17 protein-coding genes are annotated in these 20,717 nt (G+C 63.1%); 8 read left to right on the plus strand and 9 right to left on the minus strand.

All coding sequences use genetic code 11. The annotated features are described in order from the left end of the window. The 6 genes from AC3A5N_RS00775 to AC3A5N_RS00800 all read left to right on the plus strand — a co-directional run bounded on the left by AC3A5N_RS00775 (nt 1) and on the right by AC3A5N_RS00800 (nt 9,270). Nucleotides 1–2,964 carry a TonB-dependent receptor plug domain-containing protein gene (locus AC3A5N_RS00775; protein WP_487735401.1) on the plus strand — a complete coding sequence of 988 codons (2,964 nt, stop codon included), beginning with the start codon at nt 1–3 and terminating at the stop codon, nt 2,962–2,964. Between the two features lie 41 nt (nt 2,965–3,005). After that, on the plus strand, nt 3,006–5,480 hold the full coding sequence (locus tag AC3A5N_RS00780) for a penicillin acylase family protein (protein ID WP_487735402.1): 2,475 nt from the start codon (nt 3,006–3,008) through the stop codon (nt 5,478–5,480). Nucleotides 5,481–5,515: 35 nt separating this feature from the next. Next, entirely contained in the window at nt 5,516–6,784 is a 1,269-nt protein-coding gene (locus AC3A5N_RS00785; RefSeq protein WP_487735403.1) for an S-methyl thiohydantoin desulfurase family protein, read from the plus strand. Between the two features lie 817 nt (nt 6,785–7,601). After that, nucleotides 7,602–8,009 (plus strand): hypothetical protein, encoded by a 408-nt coding sequence (locus AC3A5N_RS00790; protein ID WP_487735404.1) that lies wholly within the window; start codon nt 7,602–7,604, stop codon nt 8,007–8,009. After that, nucleotides 8,006–8,824 (plus strand): ferredoxin--NADP reductase, encoded by an 819-nt coding sequence (locus AC3A5N_RS00795; protein WP_487735405.1) that lies wholly within the window; start codon nt 8,006–8,008, stop codon nt 8,822–8,824. The genes AC3A5N_RS00790 and AC3A5N_RS00795 overlap by 4 nt, the downstream gene beginning before the upstream one ends. A 17-nt stretch (nt 8,825–8,841) precedes the next feature. Then, complete coding sequence (locus tag AC3A5N_RS00800) at nt 8,842–9,270, plus strand: Fur family transcriptional regulator (RefSeq protein ID WP_487735406.1); 429 nt, start codon at nt 8,842–8,844, stop codon at nt 9,268–9,270. An 88-nt stretch (nt 9,271–9,358) separates the two neighbouring features. Here the strand turns inward: AC3A5N_RS00800 and AC3A5N_RS00805 are convergent, their stop codons facing one another. From AC3A5N_RS00805 to AC3A5N_RS00825, 5 genes are read right to left on the minus strand one after another with little or no spacing between them, the layout of a single operon-like run. Beyond that, complete coding sequence (locus AC3A5N_RS00805; RefSeq protein ID WP_487735407.1) at nt 9,359–10,000, minus strand: DUF4198 domain-containing protein; 642 nt, start codon at nt 9,998–10,000, stop codon at nt 9,359–9,361. Further along, nucleotides 10,000–10,317 (minus strand): DUF3325 domain-containing protein, encoded by a 318-nt coding sequence (locus AC3A5N_RS00810; protein ID WP_487735408.1) that lies wholly within the window; start codon nt 10,315–10,317, stop codon nt 10,000–10,002. The genes AC3A5N_RS00805 and AC3A5N_RS00810 overlap by 1 nt, the downstream gene beginning before the upstream one ends. Then, nucleotides 10,314–11,879 (minus strand): PepSY-associated TM helix domain-containing protein, encoded by a 1,566-nt coding sequence (locus tag AC3A5N_RS00815; RefSeq protein WP_487735409.1) that lies wholly within the window; start codon nt 11,877–11,879, stop codon nt 10,314–10,316. Before AC3A5N_RS00815 ends, AC3A5N_RS00810 begins: the two co-directional genes overlap by 4 nt. Next, the gene (locus tag AC3A5N_RS00820; RefSeq protein WP_487735410.1) at nt 11,876–12,154 is read right to left on the minus strand and encodes a hypothetical protein; all 279 of its coding nucleotides are present in this window, start codon (nt 12,152–12,154) and stop codon (nt 11,876–11,878) included. Before AC3A5N_RS00820 ends, AC3A5N_RS00815 begins: the two co-directional genes overlap by 4 nt. Nucleotides 12,155–12,187: 33 nt before the next feature. Continuing rightward, on the minus strand, nt 12,188–14,299 hold the full coding sequence (locus tag AC3A5N_RS00825; RefSeq protein WP_487735411.1) for a TonB-dependent siderophore receptor: 2,112 nt from the start codon (nt 14,297–14,299) through the stop codon (nt 12,188–12,190). A 193-nt stretch (nt 14,300–14,492) separates the two neighbouring features. Between AC3A5N_RS00825 and AC3A5N_RS00830 the strand changes: the two genes are divergently transcribed. After that, nucleotides 14,493–16,697 carry a TonB-dependent siderophore receptor gene (locus AC3A5N_RS00830; RefSeq protein ID WP_487735412.1) on the plus strand — a complete coding sequence of 735 codons (2,205 nt, stop codon included), beginning with the start codon at nt 14,493–14,495 and terminating at the stop codon, nt 16,695–16,697. Between the two features lie 307 nt (nt 16,698–17,004). Here the strand turns inward: AC3A5N_RS00830 and AC3A5N_RS00835 are convergent, their stop codons facing one another. Then, entirely contained in the window at nt 17,005–17,148 is a 144-nt protein-coding gene (locus AC3A5N_RS00835) for a hypothetical protein (RefSeq protein ID WP_487735413.1), read from the minus strand. Nucleotides 17,149–17,413: 265 nt separating this feature from the next. Between AC3A5N_RS00835 and AC3A5N_RS00840 the strand changes: the two genes are divergently transcribed. Next, a complete protein-coding gene (locus AC3A5N_RS00840) occupies nt 17,414–18,013 on the plus strand; it encodes a retropepsin-like aspartic protease family protein (protein WP_487735414.1) in 600 nt (199 codons plus the stop codon). An 84-nt stretch (nt 18,014–18,097) separates the two neighbouring features. On the opposite strand, the gene AC3A5N_RS00845 is transcribed toward AC3A5N_RS00840, so the two are convergent. The 3 genes from AC3A5N_RS00845 to AC3A5N_RS00855 are packed head-to-tail and all read right to left on the minus strand — an operon-like array spanning nt 18,098 to nt 20,709. Then, nucleotides 18,098–18,511, minus strand: a complete 414-nt coding sequence (locus AC3A5N_RS00845; RefSeq protein ID WP_487735415.1) for a hypothetical protein — start codon at nt 18,509–18,511, stop codon at nt 18,098–18,100. An 8-nt stretch (nt 18,512–18,519) separates the two neighbouring features. Continuing rightward, nucleotides 18,520–19,785: a DNA/RNA non-specific endonuclease gene (locus AC3A5N_RS00850; RefSeq protein WP_487735416.1), complete on the minus strand. Its 1,266-nt coding sequence runs from the start codon at nt 19,783–19,785 to the stop codon at nt 18,520–18,522. 30 nt (nt 19,786–19,815) lie between these two features. Beyond that, a complete protein-coding gene (locus AC3A5N_RS00855) occupies nt 19,816–20,709 on the minus strand; it encodes a DUF1521 domain-containing protein (protein ID WP_487735417.1) in 894 nt (297 codons plus the stop codon). Nucleotides 20,710–20,717: the final 8 nt, after the last annotated feature.

Raw genomic sequence — 20,717 nt, forward strand, 5'->3', positions numbered from 1 at the left:
ATGAGTAAGAGCTCCTTCGAGCAGCGGGTTTCCCGCGCGCTGAGTTCCACCAGCTCGCTTGTGCTTGCACTCGGGTCGATTCTATTGCTCCCGCAAGCAGCGCTCGCGCAGAGCACATCTCAACCTGCGGACGATCCGACGCAGGAGGCAGGGACGCAGGAAGCAGATGTGGCTGCGCTTCAGGAAGAGCCGGTGAGCGGTCCCGAGATCACCGTCACGGCAACACGCGTCGTCAGAGACGGCTACTCGGCCCCGACTCCGCTCACCGTCTTCGGCGAGGAAGACATCCTACGTGCTGGTGCGGCCAACGTCTTCCAGGCGGCCGTGCAGCTTCCGTCGCTGGCCGGCAGCAACGCGACGACGACGTTCGGGACGACGCAGAGCACCGGGACCGGCGGTCTTTCGACTCTCAATTTGCGCGGTCTCGGCACCAATCGGACGCTAACGCTGCTCGATGGGCAACGCGTGGTTGGAGCTCTGAACATCGGCGTCACCGACGCGGGAGCCTTTCCCCAAGCGCTCGTAAAGCGCGTCGAGATCGTCACGGGCGGCGCCTCTGCCTCCTGGGGCTCAGACGCGGTGGCCGGTGTGGTCAACTATGTGCTCGACCACGACTACGTTGGCATAAAGGCCAATATAAACGGCGGCATCACTACCTATGGAGATGACGAGCAAGGTGTGGTGTCATTGACCGCCGGCACCAAGTTCCTGAACGACCGCGCGCATTTCATCATCAGCGGCGAAATCCAGCGTAACGCCGGCATACCACGCGGGATCGGCGATCGCGACTGGTATGATGGTACACGCATCCTTCAACGTACCATAGCGGGTACACCCACCGGAGAGCCGCAATATATTGTGGCCCCCCACGTCGTCGATATGCGGTTGGCGCCAGGCGGGATCATCACCGGCGGACCGTTGATGGGCATCGCCTTCGGCCCTGGCGGTCAACCTTACAATTTCCAGTACGGCTCTCTCATTGCCAGCCCCAACATGTCGGGCGGCGATCAGAGCGGCGATATCGGCAACAATTCGAACCTCGACGCAGAGCAGAAGCGCGACACGCTTTATGTACGCCTCGCCTACGATATCTCGTCCGCCTTCACAGCGTACGCGACCTACAATCACGGATCGGTGCGAACGAGGGCGCATTCTTATCCTGGCCAGTACCGCACCGGTACGCTGACGATGCAGTGTGACAATGCCTATCTGCCGGCGTCGATCACCGCCGCTTGTGCGGAGAATGGCATCACAGGTTTCCAGTACGGCAGCTACATTGCCGACTTGCCCGACAGCATCGCCATCAACAAGCGCAGTATGGATCGCTTCACAGCGGGCCTTGATGGGACATATTCACTGTTCGGCAGCGATTGGACACTCAGCGCCTATTATGCACATGGTGAAACGTTCACGGAAAGCCGGATTCTGAACGCCGGTCTAAATCCGCGCCTATTTGCCGCAATTGACGCGGTGGAAGGGCCAAATGGAACCATCGTGTGCCGCTCGGCACTGGCGCAGGAAAACGGGTGCGTTCCTTTCAACATAATTGGCACCGGCGTCGCGTCACAGTCCGCAATCGACTGGATACTCGGCGAACCATATCTCCATACTTGGCTCACGCAGGATGTCGTAGCCGCAAGTACTTCCGGTGAGCCCTTCAGCAATTGGGCGGGACCTGTTTCGCTCGCCTTAGGTATCGAATATCGGCGGGAAGGCTTTCGGCAAGAGGCGGATCCGCGCTCAACTGGCGACGCCGGCGACCCGCTACTGAATCCAAGTGGCAACAATTGGTTCACCGGCAACTTCCGGCCAGCCTCAGGCCATTACGATGTGCGCGAAGCCTTCATCGAAACGGTGATACCGCTCATCGACAGCACGGCCCTCGGCAACGCCGAGCTTAACCTAGCGGCACGCGCGACCGACTACAGCCAGTCCGGGTATGTCACGACCTGGAAAGTCGGCGGCACCTGGGACACCCCACTTGACGGAATGCGTTTGCGGGGACTGATCTCGCGCGACATCCGCGCGCCAAACCTGAGCGAGCTTTACCGCGCGCCGCAGAATTTCACAGGTACGGTGATTGATCGCTTTCCTCCTTTCGCGGGGGTGGATCAGACGATCAATCAGGCAACGCTCGCAAACCAAGATCTGGATCCCGAGAAATCCCAGACGAAGCAGGTCGGTATCGTCTACCAGCCCGGATGGCTTCCCGGCTTCAGCACGTCGGTCGATTTCTACAGCATCAAGGTCGAGGGCGGTATCGGGACGATTAGCGCCCAGCAGACCGTCGACCTTTGCTTCCAGGGCAGCACCGCGATCTGCAGCTCCATCATCCGTGACTCTGCGGGTCGTATCAGCGAGGTGCGGCTGGTTCCGTTCAATCTCGCTTCGACAAAGACCCGGGGATTGGACATCGAGGCGTCATACCGCACGCCGCTCGACGATATCCTTCCTGGGACCGACGGGATGCTGACGGTCCGCGGCCTTGCTACGCACGTCTTCAACTTCGATACAAATTCGGGTCTTCCCAGTGCTATCGAACAGCACCTGGCCGGACAAAACAGTGGCAACATCGCGAACTGGCGCATCTACGCAAGCCAAGGATACAGCGACGATCGCATCTCGTTCACAGTGATGGAGCGGTACGTCAGTCCCGGTGTCATCAACAACAACTGGATCGAGTGCACAGCCGATTGCCCACTGCCGACGCTGAACAATCCGACGGTGAACAACAACCGGATCGACGGCCGCTTCTACGTAGATATCGGTGGTAGCTGGAAGCTCACCGACCCGGATCAGGGTTTAAAGAGCGAACTCTATTTCAAGATCGACAACCTTTTCAACGTCGATCCACCGATTGCGGCATCCGCCGGCGCGAACCCTTACCTCGTGCGTGCGACCAACGCATCTCTCTACGACCTGCTTGGCCGGTTCTTCCGCGTCGGGGTCCGACTGTCCTTCTGATAGCACAACAAAATTCGAATTACGTGGAGGAGATTGCGGTGATGTCTGCGAAGCTATTCCTTTCTACAGCGGCAACGCTCGCCCTTGCAACTGTCCCAGCACATGCCGAGGAAGGGAATCCATCCGCCCAGGAAACCGCCGCCTCGCGGGGGCACGGCAGTGTGACGATCAAGCGCGACCAATATGGGGTGCCCAGCATCCATGCCGACGACCTCTACAGTCTATACTATGGCTACGGCTATGCGCTCGCCGAAGACCGCCTGTTCCAGATCGAAGCCACCAAGCACGCCTCGCAAGGCCGTGCGGCCGCCGTGTTCGGCGCGGACTATCTCGAAAAGGATCGCAACATCCTGGCCAACTACGATCCGCAGTCATTACGGCCTCAACTCGCGGCGCTAAGGGGCGAGCGACGGATTGTGCTCGACGGGATGGCCGCTGGCATCAACGCGCGCATTCGCGATGTGCTCGCCGATCCGCAGAATCTCCTCCCCAAGCAATTCATTCACTACGAGTTTCAGCCGGAACCTTGGACCGATCTCGATGTCGTCATGATGTGGGTGGGGCATCTGCTGTTCAAGTTCTCCGATTATTCGTCGCAGATTTCAAACGCCGCGCTACTTGAGGAGTTGCGCGCCCAGCACGGCGATGCCGAGGGGCGGCTGATCTTCTCCACGTTGCGTTGGCGGCATGATCCGGCCGCACCGCTGACGGTTCACGTCGAGGATCAGGAAGCGGGACGCGCTGGCAAGCCGGGGCTCCCGTTCCGTCCCGTAGAGTTTTCAGGCCTCAGGCCGATCTCGCCTGCCGCCGGCGCCGCCGAGGTCCGCCAATCGATCATTCTGTGGGGCGGGACGGGCCCCGATAAAACGCCGAGCGCCAGCAACACCTGGCTGATCAATCGTGACAAGCTCGTAGACGCCGATGCCGTGATGGTGAGCGGGCCGCAGGTGGGTGACCAAGTGCCGAGCAAGATCTGGAGCGCGTCGCTGCATGGCGCCGGACTTAGCGTGACCGGCATGACCTATCCCGGCCTTCCTTATCTGCATTTCGGCACCAACGGCAGTATCGCATGGGGACGCACCGCGCTCGCTGGAAGTATACTCGACATCTATCAGGAACAGCTCAATCCGGCGAATCCGCACGAATACCGCTTCGAGGGCCGCTGGGTACCGATGACAAAGCGTAGCGTGACGATCGAAGTCAAGGGCGGACAGCCCGTTACACTTGATCTCTACTCCACGGTTCACGGTCCCATCTTTACCTGGGATGAGGAAAATCACACCGCCTATTCCAAGCGTCGGGCCTGGGCAGGCCGCGAACTCGAAACGATGTTCGCCTACTTTGATGAGATGAAGGCGACGAACTTCACCGAGTGGTCGGCGGCGATCGCCCACAAGTCTAACAATCAGAGCCAGTACTATGCGGATAGCAAAGGCAATATCGGCTATATTCAGGCGGGCCGCTATCCGATCCGTCCAGAGGGAACCGATGTTCAGCTGCCCACGCCCGGCACAGGCGAGCTCGAGTGGACAGGCTTCCAGCCCGTGGCCGACAACGCACGCGTACTAAATCCCAAGCGCGGATATATCGCCAACTGGAACAACCGCCCCTCGATAGACGTGCTCAACACCGACACGCTCCTGTGGTCGCGGTTGAACCACGTCGACGCGATCACTCGCCAGCTGGACGCAAAGGCGAAGCTCACCGTTTCGGAAGTCTGGGACATCAACCGCGACGCCTCGCACGCGTCGGAGCAGCATACCTACTTTGTTCCACTCATCGAGGCTGCGGTCGCTGGCGAACCCGCGAACAGCCGCATCCGCACTCTCGCCGACGTGATCACATCGTGGGACGGACAAGAGCGCGATCCGACACATTCGGGGCATTATTCGTCACCGGGTGTGGCCGCGTACTATCAGTGGATGGAAACCGCACTCTCGCAATTCTTCGCACGCGATGTTCCAGAAAAATACCTGGGAGGCTGCGAGTCACAGGGCGCGGCGCTTAACTGCCCTTGGGGACAGCCGCTCGGCGCACAGGTCCTCTACTTCGCGCTTACTGAAGGAAAGGCGGGCAGCCCCAAGCCGGCGTATGACTTTCTCCACGGCACCCCTCCTGCCGCATTCATTCGCGCGACCCTGGCTGCGGCGGAAGCGGAGTTGCAGCAGCGTTACGGGGCCGATCCGGCCACTTGGCTGCTCGAGACACGGCCGAAGACCTGGGATACGACGAGCCCCCTCGATGTCCCTTGGAACATGCCAAGCGAACGGATCACCTTCACACCGGATCAGAAGCGTGGAGCGATGAATGCGATCTATGTTTTCCGCGAAGGGAAGATCACGATGTGCGAAGCCGTGCCTCCCGGCCAGAGCGGCTTTATCGCGCCCGACGGCACGCCGGATCCGCACTATCGCGATCAACAGAGCCTCTACACAAGCTTCGGCTGCAAGAACCGTCCGGTGACGCCGGCTGAGATCGAGGCCAGCAAGGTCAGCGAGAAAAGGCTGTCCTTCTGATCTCGCTTTCGGCGCATTCGACTTAAGGAGGAGATATGAATTTCACGATCTCGATGACCCGCTTCATCGTAGCGGGGGTCCTTGTGGCATCGTCGATCCCGGCCTCGGTCGCTGCGCGGGCAGACACATCTCGGTCAAGCCAGCACGCGGTCAAGCCGCCCACGGTCCGAACGCTGACAGAGCAGGAAATGATCGACATGATGGTCGGATCGGGGATCCAGGCCACGCGAGCGACGAACACGGAAAGCATGGTCAGGCAGGTGCGGGAGGCGTTCGCGCAAGGCCGCAAGTTCACGATGGTCGATCTCGATGCCGTCGAAGACGACTGGATCATCGCAATGCCCGGCGCAGTCGGAGGCGGCGGCCGGTGGGATTTCGTGCTCGACTACGCGGAAAAGGCCAGCCTGCCGACGATCCCCGATCCATCGCTGAAAGCGATGGAGGTCTTGGGGGAATACAGCGGTCGCAAAGTGGACGCCGTCATCCGTGCCGAGTCAGCCGAGGCAACGCTTCGCGCTTTTCTGGTTGCGAGTTCGCTCGGCGTGCCGGTCCTGGACTCCTGCCTCTCTGGCCGCGCGAGGCCCGAGGCGCAGCAGTCGATTCCGGATGCTCAGAATATCAGTCGGGCGGGCGTAAGCGCGGGTGTGAGTCGCTGGGGAGACGTGCTGGTGTTCGAGCATGTCGCCTCGCCGGTGCGGCGAGAGCACTTGATGCGTGCGCTTGCCGTCGCGAGCGGCGGTGGCATCGCCGTCGCCAGCACTCGCTACACCGCCGCGGAAATCAAATCGGCGACCATCGGCGGCAGTCTCTCGCAGGCAATGCTCTGGGGTCGCACCGTGCGTGAGGCTGCCGCGACAGGACAGGACCCGGTCGACGCCCTCGCTGCAGTGTCGCGAGGATACCGGCTTTTCCAAGGCATCGTGTCGAAGGCGGAAATGAATGGCGACAAAGGCTTTACCTACTGGGACGTTGAGATGACCGGTACTGGCGCGTATGCCGGCCATCATTATAAGATCTTCGTGAAGAACGAGAACATCGTGACTTGGCTGGACGGCGAGCCAGACGCAATGTCGCCCGATTTCATCGCGAATTTAGATCCCGAGACCGGTATGGCGATCCCCAGTGGAGGCGAGCTTGGCGGCTACGATATCGGACGCGAAGTCGTAATCGTCGGTATTCCTTCGTCACCTATGTGGCGGAGTCCGCGAGGAATAGAATTGCTCGGCCCGCGGCACTTCGGTTTTGACTTCGATTTCGTGCCGATCGAACAACAAATCAGGCACCGCCCGCAGTTCGCGACGTAGTGCGCGTTGCGGCGCCGCACATTGCGCCGCGAGCCGCTTGAAAAATGACCGCGTCGTCTCACCTACCGGTGTACTTCAGCCCTTGATGTCACCGACGTCAGCAGATGGTCGCACGCGCTCCTTCTGCGGACAAGGCCAGTTGAAGGTCCAGCCCACCGGACTGACCATGCGCCGAGCCCGGCTCGGCCGACGCGGACCGGTCGGACCTTCAGTTGAGCAGAGCTTTGTGAGTGGGTGGCGTGCCGACCGACCGGTCGCTGCCGACTGCTTCCAGAGCCGAGAGGATAAGGCAGAAGCCTCTTCATCTCGTCGCGTTCAGAAGCAGTTGCCTGTTGGGTAAGTCGGCTCTCTGCACGATCAGCGAAAAATTTCAGGCGGCGGGGATCACTTCACCGGCGGTGGGAACCCAGGCGCAAGTCCCGCATCGCCGCATTACAGCGCAGATCTAACCCATCGCCTGGTGCGTGGCTCGCCACCTAGTCATGGAAGTGCCATCGACCGAGCGTCAAAACCACCTTCACGGCCGGCTTTCCCGTGACCGCCCCTTCTTCAGATTGCATGATTCCCCCGGGAACTACGCCCAGGCCCCTTCAACGGACCTTCGCGCCCGGCAGTGGTGGTCGTATGGCCGTCGATGGGTAACCCATTGAGCAGTCGCAAGAACCGCTGCAGTTACCGCTTGTTTTTATCACAGCACCACGCCCGAACGGTGCGCAAACATTATTGCTATTGCGTCTCAATACGCCTTGTGCAAGTGGCTGGAAATCAGGGGTCTGAGTTTTGCGATTCAGCCTTGCCGTGCCGGAGAAGCACCATCGTGTATGCCTTTCTTGATCGACGTGTGGGACAGCTCGGCGAGCGCGATCTATTTGTTCTTACCGCCATGCGGGAGTGGATTGCGGCGGCGAGTACCGGCAGGTGCGTCCGCAAGGCTCTGTCGCGCCGCTTCGAGGCACGGGAGGTCTCGGAGGTGCTTGGCGATTTCGTTTCGGTCATGACCGCACTCAAGCGAAACGCCTACGCCAAGCTCCGTTTCGCGCCGCCCGGCTGGCGCAAGGTTACCGACGACGAGGCACGCCTCCTCACTCTCTTCGCGCTTGTACGGGGCGGCGAGCCGGAGCGGGTTGCGGCGGCCGCTTCGGGGCTCGTCAGCGACAATGCGGTGCCACCGCTGCTCGCGAGCATCGATGCCGTTGGGCGGGCGCTGGCGGGATACATGTCATGAACATGCTGACCCGGGTTCCCGCGGCCATTCCCCCTGCCGCCGCGTTCCAGATCGTATCCGTGACTTGGGTGCGCCACTGGAACGAGCATCTCTTCAGCTTCGCCGTGGAGCGACCTGCCTCATTTCGCTTCCGCTCCGGTGAATTCGTGCTGATCGGCCTGCCCGGTAACGATGGCAAGCCGCTCATGCGTGCCTATTCGATCGCCAGTCCGGCTTGGGCGGATGAGCTCGAATTCCTGTCAATCAAGGTGCCGGACGGGCCACTCACCTCCAGGCTGCAGGCGGTACACCCGGGGGATCAGCTCTATCTCGGGCGCAAAGCCACCGGAACGCTGGTGGCCGATGCACTGCTCGGCGGCGGACGGCTGTTCCTGCTATCTACTGGCACAGGTCTGGCCCCGTTCCTCAGTCTGGCGCGCGACCCCGAGATCTACGAGCGGTTCGATGACATCGTGCTTGTCCATTCGGTGCGCCGCGTCAGCGATCTTGCCTATCACGAAGCGCAAACGGCTCTCTGGGCGCAGAACCCGCTGATCGGCGAGGCTGCGGCGGTGCGCTTCCATTATTTACCGACCGTTACGCGCGAGCCGTTCCATACCACCGGCCGTATCGGTACCCTGCTCGAGGCCGGCACGCTGTTCCCACCCGGGCTCGCCGGACCGCAACGGTTCGACCCGGCCAGCGACCGCGTGATGTTGTGCGGCTCGATGGCAATGATCCGCGATACCGCCCGATTGCTGGAGCAGCGCGGATTTGCAGAAGGCTCGAATGCGCAGCCGGGCAGTTATGTGATCGAGCGCGCATTCGTCGATTGATCTAGTGAGTGTTGGCCATGAAACAAAAGATCGACATTGAGACATTGTGCCATGAGAAGGGTCTGCGCATAACAGAACCGCGCCGGGTGATCTCGCGTGTTCTCTCGGAGTCCGACGACCATCCGGACGCCGAGACACTGCACGCGCGCGTCACGGCGATTGATCCGGGAATATCGATCGCCACCGTCTATCGGACACTGCGTCTGTTCGACGATGCGGGCATTCTCGACAGGCACGAGTTCGGTGACGGACGCACGCGCTATGAAGCTGCGTCGGACGCGCATCACGACCATCTCATTAATGTCGAAACCGGCGAGATCGTCGAGTTCGTCGACCCTGAGCTCGAGCAACTCCAGGCGCTGATAGCCGAACGCCTGGGCTATCGGCTCGTCGATCATCGCATGGAGCTCTACGCCGTCCGGCTCGCTCGGCCCGCAGAGAGGTGACCGGCTCCCGGAGCGAGCTTGCCTGTCTCATTGCCGGTACTTGAAGCGGCGCGAGGGAAGCCCGCGCGCTCCAGCAGCGGATGCCGTTCTACCGCACGAATGTCAGGGTGGAGATGTGCTGCACCTTGGTCACTGGCTGACTGGCGACCGTGGCAGAGGCGTCCTCACCGTGCACCGTTCCCAGAATGTAGCGGCCCGCGCCCCGGTCGGGCACTTCCAGCCTGCCACTCGCGTCGGCGGTGAAGGTCTTCTGCCAGCGATCAGGCGAGATCACGTTGACGCTCGCACCAGCGAGCGGTTGGCCGCGGAACAGGACGGTAAACGCGTCAGCGCCAGGACTGACCGGCACGATTTCAAGGTCAAGCCTGGCCGTGGTCTCGGTCCGACCTGCGCGGGCATAGAAGATCGCGCCCGCCTTCGCGCCATCCGCTTCCCATGGTTCGAAAACGCTGTCGTCGCGCACGCGGACATCGCCCACATCTTCGATCGCCGCAGCGAGATGGTTGGCATGCCGCGTCGTGGCGATCGCCGCTGACGCATCAGCGAGGAACACCTGCGGTGCATTCAGGCGGTGAAACTCTGGATCGCCCTCTTCCGGCACCGGTTGGGCCGGCTCGCCCAGATAGATCCGCGCCGGCCCGCCCGCGTCGCGCTCGACCCAGACTTCGTGCGCCGCGGCAGGCGCGGCGAGAGCAAGGGCGGCAAGCATCATCGGTAGCAGTCGGCGCATCAGTTTTCTCCTTTTGAAAAAGCGGACGTGTTCGAACGGACGGGACGGCGGCGCGCGCGCCAGGTGATCCAGGCAACGACGCTCCAGGCACCGGTGCTGAGATGGCCGAACCAGGCTATCGCACCATAGGCCGCACCGAAGGCGGCAAGGTCGACCACGAACGCCAGTCCCAGCAGCGCATAGCCGCCGATGCGTACCCGCAGGGATGCGACCGGGCCGAACCGGCGTCCAGCGATGCCCGTCTGGTGCCGTTCCATCGACAGCGCGACAAGCACGAAGCCGGCGAGCGCGAGCAGGATGGCGAGCAGATGACTCATGCCGCCACCATCGCGTCTGCGCGTTCAGCCCGGCGGCGCAGCGCTGGCGCGGCGCGCACGCGCGCTGCCTTGCGCGCCGCCCAGCCGAACCCGGCCGCGAGCAGCAGCATCGCGCAATCGAAGCCGACGAACAGCCAGTCCCCCGTGGCGAGGCTCGGGAACAGGCCGCGCGGCGTGGTCAGCGCGTTCACCACCGGCACCACCGCAAAGAGCAGCGCGGTCGCCGCAAGGCCTTCTACCCAGGCCCGCTGGACGGGGCGGACGATCGCCCACGCCAGCATCGTGCCCCAGGCGATGAAGAGCGAGTGGGTCTCCCAATCCGCGCGTCCCTCCATGCCGAGCGGCAGCAGGCGATTGGCGAGGAAATAGACCGCCAGCCCCGCGCCCAACCCCGCGATCGCGGCGACGTTCAGCCGTTCGACGAGGCGGAAACCGAAATGCGGCCGATCGGGGTTCGCCAGCTTTGTCCGGCGCTTGACCGTCCACATGACGAGCCCGCTGCCGACCATGATCGTCCCTGCGACCCCAGACAGGAAATAGAGCCAGCGCAGACCCCATTCGGCGAAGCGGCCGGCGTGAAGGCCGATCATCACGCTTTCGGTCTCCAGCGCCGGACCTTTGGGCAGACCCGCGTTGATCGGCCGGCCGGTGACGCCATCGAGTGTCAGAGTCTCTCCGCGCGACCCAATTGCATCTTCGGGCGCGCGAGTCAGGAGGACGGTCGCAGTCGCATCGCCGGGATTCTTCACGGTCAGAAATCCCGTCGTCGCACCGCCCCATTCGGCCGATGCCGTGCGCATCATATCGCCGATCGGGGCGAGCGGGACAGATTCTCCACTGCGCTCGACCTGCTCGGACTGGGCAAAGACCGTTTCGAAGAATCTGTTCGAATCCGCGTAGTTGGCGGCGATCCCCCATGGCATGTAGAGCGTCGCGAGCGTCACCAGGCCGGTGAAGGTGATCATCAGGTGGAAGGGCAGGGCCAGTACCGCGGTCACATTATGCGCGTCGAGCCAGCTTCGCTGTCCCTTGCCGAAGCGCAGCATGAAAAAGTCGGCGAAGATCTTCTTGTGCGTGACGATGCCCGACAGGATTGCGACGAGCATGAACATCGCCGCGATGCCGACAAGGTAACGTGCCCAGATCACCGGCATGTAATGCAGGTCGAAATGGAAGCGGTAGAGGAAGAAGCCGCCGCGCGTCTCGCGCGCGTCGATCTTGTCACCATTGCCGTCCAGCACCGCGCTGGTATCGCCCCGGCCGGTGCGGGGAGCGTCGCCGCCGGGCTGCCAGAAAACCTGTGTCGTCGCGCTGCGGCTGTTCGGCGGCGTGATGAACCATGTCTCCGCGTCGGGGGCGACGTTCTGGAGATAGCGGACAGCGCCCTCGGTCGCGATAGTCTGATCGGTCGCGCCGACCACCTCCGGCTGCATCCAGCGGGTGATCTCTTCTTGGAAATAGGCCGCGGTGCCGGTCGCGAACATCGCAAACAGCAGCCACCCGAACAGCAGCCCCGTCCAGGTGTGGAGCCAGGCCATGGATTGGCGGAGACTCTCCTTCACAGCCGCCCTCCCACCTCGATTGACAGCCAGAGGCCGCCGCCCAGCACCGCCGCGGCGACAGCCATCGAAAGCCACAGCCGCGCCAGCGAGCGCATCACGAACGCGGTCAGCGCGAGTATCGCGAACAGCGCGAAGGAAAAGAGCGTCGCCGCAACGCTCGCTTCCGCCGGCGAGGTCGGAAGGAGCCGCGCCACGCAGGCCGTGACGAGCGAGGTCAGTACATAATTGGCCGGAATCGCCGCCACCACGCGCGCGGCAACGTTCCAACGGCTCACGCCCCTATGCCGGAAAGCATCGGTCGCCACGGCTTAGAACCGCCGCCCGAGGCTGACCATGAACGTGCGCGGCTCACCGGGAGTGGTGCGCGTCAGCGAGGCGGTCGGGAAATAGCGTTCGTTGAACAGATTGCGGACGTTCGCCTGCGCCGACCAGTCGCCGACGCGATAGAACACCGCCGCGCTGACCAGCGTATAGCCGTCGAGATAGAACGGCGTGGAAGTCGCCGAGGGGGTGCTCGCCGGGCGATTGCTCTCATGATGCACGCCAAGCCCTGCGCCGAGATGGGCAAGTGGGCCGTCCTGAACTGTATAGCGTCCCCAAACGTTGACGACATGACGCGGCACGCTGGAGAGACGCGCGCCCACCAGCAGCCGGGAATCCGCCGTGACCTCGGCGTCGAGGAAGCTGTAGGCGCCGGTCAGTTCGAGGCCCCGCAGCGGGCGCCACGCCGCCTCCAGCTCGATCCCTCGCGTTCGCTGCTCGCCGGTCAGCACATACGTGTTGGGCGGTGCATCGGGGGAGAGATCGGCAGTGGCGACATTGGTGCGCGTCAGCTCGAACACGGTGGCCATGCCCGTCAGCGTGCCGTCCGCGCGCGCCACCTTCACTCCGGCTTCATAATTGACACCGTGCTCGGGCGGCAGAGTGGAGCCGTCCGACGCGCGATAGCTGCCCTGCGGGTTGAATGACTTCGCGTAGTTTACATAGAGGGACACCGTCTTGCTCAGCGCCAGCGTCGCGCCGGCGCGGGGACTGAAGGCGGTATCCACCACCTTGGGATTGACGTCGCCGTTGTTGTTGATCGCGCTCGACGCACGGTCCCAGCGACCGCCGAGCGTGACCGTCAGCAGGTCACCGAGCGTGACATGGTCCTGCAGGTAAAGGCCGCGCTGCTTGGTAACGCTGGCATAGGTGGTGCCTGGTACATCGGGATTCGGCCCGCTGACGGTGCCGTAGACCGGCTCGTAGAGATCGAGCCAGTAAGGCCCGCCATCAAACAGGTTGGTCTGGTTGCTCTCGCGGCGCCCGTAGTCGAGGCCGGCGAGAACGTAATGACCGACCGGCCCGGTCGCAAATCGCAGGCTCACATTCGTGTCGACACCGAAATTGTCGCCGTGCTCGTCGAACGGGCCGTAATAGAAGCGCCCGACCTCACGGAAGTCGTCGGAGATGCTGCTTACGAACAGCCAGTGATCCCAGGTGTTGTGGAAATTCTGATAACGCAGGGTCTGGTGGACGGCGATCGCGCCGTTGAACGCGTGATCGAAGACGTATCCCAGATTCCAGCGCGCGTTTTTCTGGATCGCCGGATACTCCCCGTCGTTGATCGACAGGTCGATCGGCAGCGGACCGTTGGGATTGGGCAGCGCGGTGCCGTAGGCCGTAGTCGGCGACCAGGGGTTGATCTTGTCATCGACATAGCGGCCAAGCAGCGTCAGATTGGTCTTCGGCCCCGGCTTCCAAGTCAACGCCGGCGCGAAGAAGAGACGCCGCTGCCCCGAGTAATCAACGAAGAAATCCTGATCGCGATAGACTGCGGCGACGCGCGCGAACAGGCTGCCGTCGCTGGTGAGCGGCACATTGCCGTCCATCTGGAATTCGAACAGTTCGTAGGAACCGCCCGCAAGCGAGACGTCGAGAAACGCGTCGTCACGCGGGCGTTTGCTCACTAGGTTGACGATGCCGGACAGCGGCCCCTGCCCGAACAGTCCCGAAGCCGGCCCCTTGACCACCTCGATCCGCTCCAGCCCGGCCAGTTCGCTGGTTGCGTAGCCGGTATCGTCGCGCAGGCCGTCGAGGTAGGTCGCGCCCGAGGAAGCGTCGAATCCGCGGATCTTGAAGCCGTCGAAGAAGCCGTAGGTATTGCCGTGCGACACGCCGGCGACATTGTGGAGCGCATCGCCGAGGCGGCGCACACCCTGATCTTCGATCAACTGCTCGGGCAGGATCGAGATCGCCTGCGACGTTTCGAGCGTCGGGATATCCGCCTTGGACGCCGACGCGCTCTCATCGGGACGGAGGCCGGTGACGATGATCTCAGCGCGGCGGCTCGATGCATCCTGCGCCTCGGCTTCCTGGCCGCTTGCCGGCACGGCCGGCATACACAGAGCAACGACGGCCGCACCGAGCCCGAGACGCATAACGATTTCCCCCTTCGCGTTTCGCGGCCTTTATCGCTATTGCGAATTGATCGCAACTGTTTATTTAATCTTTTTCAGTCTTATTGCAAATGCATCTCGATTGCTGATAAGGCGCCCGCGCCGACCACACGGCGACCGAAAACGGTCCGATGAAATCGACCGCTGTCCGGTTGAATAAATGGGGGTTCCTTCGATGACGGCTAAATTCCTGCTCCTCGCATGCAGCGCGCTTACCGCTGTCGCTGCACCGGCACTTGCGCAGACGGATGCGACGGACGAGGGCCGCGGAAGTGCCACTCAGGCCGACACCGTCACTGAGGATGACGGCGAAATCGTCGTCGTCGGCCGCTACACGCTGCCCGACAGGATCGATACGGCAACCGGCCTCGGGCTCACCGTTCGCGAGACGCCGCAGTCGGTGAGTATTATCACCTCACAGCGCATCACCGATCAAAACCTGCGCAGCGTCGCCGACGTGATCGAAAACGGCGTTGGCGTGACGATGACCGAGATCGACGACGTGCGTAACAGTTTCTTCGCGCGTGGCTTCGATATACGGAACTATCAGGTCGATGGTGTGCCCACCGCCTGGGCCCTGGCGGGGAGTGCGGGCGAGACCATCGCCGACGTCTCGATCTACGAGCGGGTTGAGATCGTGCGCGGCGCGACCGGCTTGCTGAGCGGCGCGGGCGATCCCTCCGCCTCGGTCAACCTCGTTCGCAAGCATGCCGACCGCACCGACTGGGCCGGTTATGTCAACGCCAGCTACGGGAGCTGGGATACATGGCAGGTATCAGGCGATATCGGCGGTGCCGTCACCTCCGACGGCCGTCTGCGCGTCCGCGCAGTGGGCCGCTATGAGGAGGGCGACAGCTACATCGACCTCTACCACAACAAGAAGCTGGTCCTTTACGGCACACTGGACGCGGACCTGACCCACGACACGCTGCTCCGGGTCGGATTCAGCCATCAGGAGGGACGCCCCGACGCGCCCGCCTGGGGCGCCCTCCCCTCATTTTACAGCGACGGCAGCTTCGCCGCCTGGCCGCGTTCGAAGACCGCCTCGGCCGACTGGACCTTCTGGGACACCACCAACCAGAACTTCTTCGCCACGCTGCGCCAAGATTTCGGCGGAGGCTGGAGCGCGCAGGTCAACTACAACCGCCTACGCAACGCGGAAGCAACCAACATCCTCTACATCTACGGGACGGTGGACAAGGATACCGGCCTGGGCCTCGCCAGCAACCCTTTCGCCGACGAGGGCGAGAGCATCCAGAACAGTTATGACGCCCAGATCAAGGGCAGGATCCGCTTGTTCGGCCGTGACCACGACATCGTGCTGGGCGCACTGGACAGCACCATCAACCGCTACACCAACACCTTCCAATCGCTGAACATCACCGATCCAGCGAACCCCTATTCCTTCCCGCCGGCGGGCGATTTCAACAATTGGGACGGCGATTCTTATCCCTACCCTGGCTTCTCTCCCACACCCACGCTGGCGGTGAAGGAGCGGATTGAGCAGACCGGCTATTACGGCGCGCTGCGCCTCAACCTCGCGGATTCGTTGAAGCTGATCGGCGGCGGACGGCTGGCGAGCTGGAAGCAGAGCGGCTTCAGCTACGGCGTGAGCAGCGACTACGGCAACGACGACGTCTTCATCCCCTACGCCGGCGCACTTTACGATTTGACGCCGGACCACCGGCTCTATGCGAGCTACACCGAGATCTTTCAGCCGCAGAATGCGCTCGACCGCAACTTCCGGCAGCTCGATCCGCTCGCCGGCAAGGCCTATGAGGTTGGCATCAAGAGCGCCTTCTTGGGCGACGCGCTCCAGACCTCAATCGCGCTGTTCCGCATCGAGCAGGACAACGTGGCCCAGCCGGACGGCGCGCCGATCCCGCCTCCGGGCGGCGGCGTGCCGCAGCAGACTTACATCGCTGCCGACGGTGTGGTCAGCAAGGGATTCGAGGTCGAGATCACTGGCCAGCCACTCGCGGGCTGGAACGTCAACTTCGGATACAGCCAGTTCGGGGCGGAGGACGCCGAGGGCAACAAGGCCAACACCGACCAACCCCGCCGCCTGCTCAAGCTATTCACGACCTACACTTTCCCGAGTGCGCTCGACCGCCTGACGATCGGCGGCGGCGTCAACTATCGCAGCAAGGCCTATTCGGAAGGCGACAATCCGGTCACCGGCATGCCGTTCCGCTTCCAGCAGGACGGCTACGCGCTGGTCAATCTTATGGCGCGCTTCGCGGTGAGCGACCGCCTGCAGCTCCAGGCCAATGTCGAGAACCTGTTTGACGAAACCTATTACAGCCAGATCGGCTTCTACAGCCAGTATCGCTACGGCGCCCCCCGCAACCTCACCGTCAGCGTGAATTACCGATTCTAATCGTTTCGCAGGCCGCTACCTATGATCACTCGGGCACTCATTTCAGAAGAACATGGGGACTTCGTCCGAGCCCAGTTGGAACCTCGACGCTCGCGCATTTCGAAAGGGCCGTCACAGCGTAGCCGGGTGCGCCGTACGGCGCTCGACGTCCCTCAGTTGGCTCCGCGAAAGCTGGTGATTGCACCGGAGGTGTCGTGGCCTCCCCGCTTTAACGAGTACGGAAACTATGTTGCCTCAATTGGTTGTCCTCCGGCGACGCCGACCCGGAACGGCCTATGCGGAAAATCACTCGCTCTTTGGAGGCCTGTCAGGGCGGCTCGACCCGCGGGGGCGTCGCGCCCGCGCGGTCGCACGAAACGTCGCCAGCCAGATAGAGCTTCCGCCCCGCGCCGTCACCGATGGCGCCGCCGAGGTCGAGCGGGCGACAGCCGGACCCGTCGTCGAACGACACATTCAGGCGTTCGCCTGCGTGTACCGAGACCAGGAAATACCCTCACTCGTCGGTCGTCACGACATCGGCACGCGTGCGCAGGATCCAATATCGGATCGGGATGATGAGCAGAAAGAACAGGAACGTGCCTTCAAGGGTCGATGACGCGGGACGTGGTCGCATCCTGCATGGCTAACCGGGCGCGCGCCGTGTCTTTATATCGCGAGAGCTGGAACAATCGAATGCCGTCCCCATTCAATGCCCCGTGTTATATAGATCCCTGACGGTGGCCGCGGCGCTGCTGTTCGCATCTGCGTGCGAACAGGCAGATGGACCAGCCGCGGAGTATCAGCCGGGCGAAGCCGGGACTGTCGACCACGCGCTCTGCCTGCTCGGATTTGCAGCGATTCCTCTGGAAGAAGTCACGACAGGCCATCATCTCGTGCAGGCGCGCATCAACGGCACCCAGGCGAGCTTTGTCCTCGACACTGGTGCCAATATGACAGTCGTCGACACCGCTCAAGCCGACGGGCTCGGAGTCTCCACTGGTGCTTCTACAGTCGGCCGAGGTTTCGGCCGTGCCGCGGTTCCCGGGGCAGGCGGCCGCGCAAGGCAGGTCGCAATCGAAACATTTTCGATCGGATCCGTCACCATCAGGCAGAACCGGATCGTCACCAGCGATCTCGCGCATCTGCTCACGCCTCTGGGGCGGATCGCAGGCGAAGAGGTGGTAGGTATTATCGGTCAGGACGTGCTGAAGGAGCACCGTGCTACAATCGATGTCGCCGGATCCATGCTCTACCTTATGGCAGCGGACGAAGACCCGTCACCCGTCCACGCGGAGGCGTGCCGCGGGACAGAGCGGGAAAGCGAGTCCGTCACGTAAAAGCCGGATCGCAGGAACCGGGCGACTGACCTGCCGCCGTTGCAGCCGCCTTTCGCAAGGTGCTGCGCACGATCGGCGCTACATTCAGTTGAGGCCGACTTCTGCCTTGTAGATGCGCAGATAATCATCCAGCCGACGCTGCCGCTCTGCGTCCCAGATACCGTTCAACCGCTTGGGCTTGTCGTGCGAGAAGGCGAAGCGGAACTTGCCCGGATAATCGACGCTGAGCTCGAAACCGCCAATCACCTCCCCGGCTTCCTGCTTGCGCTGCTCGTAGAGGCGGGTGATCGCCTGCTTGCTTTCGGCGCCCAGGCGGAACTGCGGATCCTCAAGTTCGTCCCGTTCGTTCCGGCGGATCACGATACTCACGGTATCGAGATCGTAACCATCGGCTTGCTCGGCGATTTCGACATCCAGGAGGATACGCTCCCAGTGCGGATAGGGAACGTCGCGCACCACGGCGACAACCACCGCCTGCTGCGCCTGAATGAAATCCATAAAGCGCCCTACTTGTTAACGAAGGATTGTTCCATCCACCGACCCCCGTTGACCCGGTATGCCGCATCGAACGAGTCCGGGCGGGCCGTCGCGTTAGTCGCATCGTAGTTCATCTCGATGCGCACTTCAACGCGATTGCCCGGCTGCTCCGCCAGCTCCGCAATCCGATCCTCGAAGCGGGAATAGGCGCCCTGGTTCAGATTGGGTTGGCCGTCGCCCAGCGGTTTGCCGTTGCCCGGCACGACATTCAGCCGGTTGGTTTGTCCGCCGAAGCGGTCGGCAACGACGTGGAAGCCGACATCGGTGTCGCGGCCTTCATGCCCGATCTGTCGCTGCAGCGACGGATCATTGCGGCCTACGGGGTCCAGCGCGATTTCCCCTTCGGCGACTTCAACCCTGCCCCGCGCATCGGTACTGTAGCTGTAATTGCCGAATTCGTAGCGGGTGTTGGCAGCGGCGTGGTTGGCCGCGCGGTTGAAGTCAGCAGCATCGTCGAAGCTGCGGACGGCCAGCTCGGCCGCGTCGTCGGCAGCGCGCCCGCCTCCGGCCAGGAATTCGTCGAGCTGCGAACGCATGCTCTCGATCGACTGCCGCGCGCCCATGGGCAAGGCGTCGATCGCGCCTTGCGGAATGGCGTGTACGGCGTCGCCGACCGTTTTCAGCGCCGGTTCGAGCGCCTCGCGCATGGCAGGATTGCGGGCCACGGCGCCGACGGCGTCGGCTACGGTCTGGGCCCAGTCGCCGATCTTGCCTGCCTTGGCCAGATCGCCGAGCGCGGGCACCATCGACACCGCCGAAATGCCGGCGTTCAGCAGGTGAGCGCCAGCCCCGCCCCAATCGCCGGAGAACAGCGATCCGAGAGACCGACCGGCGGAAACCGCTGCATTGCTGCCATCAGAGATCGGCGTCGGATCGATGATCCCGGTGATGTCCAGCGTCATCTGCGCCAGGTCGAGCGCCAGCTGCGCGGAGTTGCGCCCCCCGCCAGGGCTGTTGTCGTTGGCCGGGGGATCGGACGGACCGTCGAGCGCGGCGGCGAGCTGCCCGCGCTCGACGGGGGTCAGCGTTTCTTCGAGCCTGGCGAGAGTCGCCGCAGCCCCCTCCGGATCGGTGGCCCGCTGGTCGCGAACATCGGCCGCCAGGGCTTGCATGTCGAGCCCGTTCGCGTCGGTATGCCTGGCGGCCAGCCCGGCGGCCGCGTCCGTATCGCCGGCGGGAGGCACCGGGGGAATGGTGCCAGTCGTCTCCAGTCTGGTTTCCGCGCTGACAGTCATGGCGATCCTCGCTTTGGCCCGTGGTGTAATTCAGCCGATATCGGCCCGCAGCATAGCGGCCGGGTTGACCGACGCGCCCGAGAAGGCGTCGGCCATGGTGTCGACGATCCCGAAGAACAGGAAGGTCGAGAGCACCTGGCTGATCTCGCCCAGGCTGGGCATCGTGCTGCCGGGACCGTAGATCTGACCCGGCTTCGTCAGGTTGAGATCGGTCTGGGTGGCGATCTCGCCGGTCAGCTCCGAGCGCCAGCCCGAACCGGTCGCGTTTTCATTGAGCACGAAGCCGTCGCGCGTCATCGCGTCGACCATCTCGCCGTTGTTCGACATCGACAGCGACAGATCGCCGAGATCGTTCTGGCTGATGCCGTCGACCACGATCGCCTGGTCGCCCTTGGTGATGGTCACCTTGCTGGCGACATAGGCGTTGGGGTTCTTGCCCCATTCCTCGGTGTCGATGGTGATCTTGGTGCCGTTTTCCAGCTCGAACGTGGTCGTGCCCCAGAAATCGAACGCCCGCTTGCCGTCCACGTCGACGTGCGGATCGCCCCAGATGCAGGTCACTTCCCCGGTCTCGGCGTTCTTGATGAAGATTTCGGAGTTCCGCTCGTCCAGCTCGAGCGTGTAGCCGTCGCCCAGATCGATGGACGCCTCGTGCTCGCCGTCCATCGAGGCGGTCCACTGCGCGCCCTCCGCCGGCTCAAACACAGGGCCGTTCTGGCCGGCCGCCATGCTACCACCAGTGACGAGGAATGTGCTCGGGAGGCTCGGGAAAGCCAGCGGCCCCGCGGGCAAGCGGCTTGAGAACAGCGCCAGGATGCCCCGGCCGATCTGGGTCGCGATGCCGTCGATAGGGGCATTCCCGGTTGCACCGGGGTTCAGGTAGGCGTTCACCGTCAGGTTCGTGTTGTAGATGATGTCGGTCATTGCGCTCA

The sequence above is a fragment of the Pelagerythrobacter sp. Soil_C_18 genome (genome assembly GCF_057657235.1).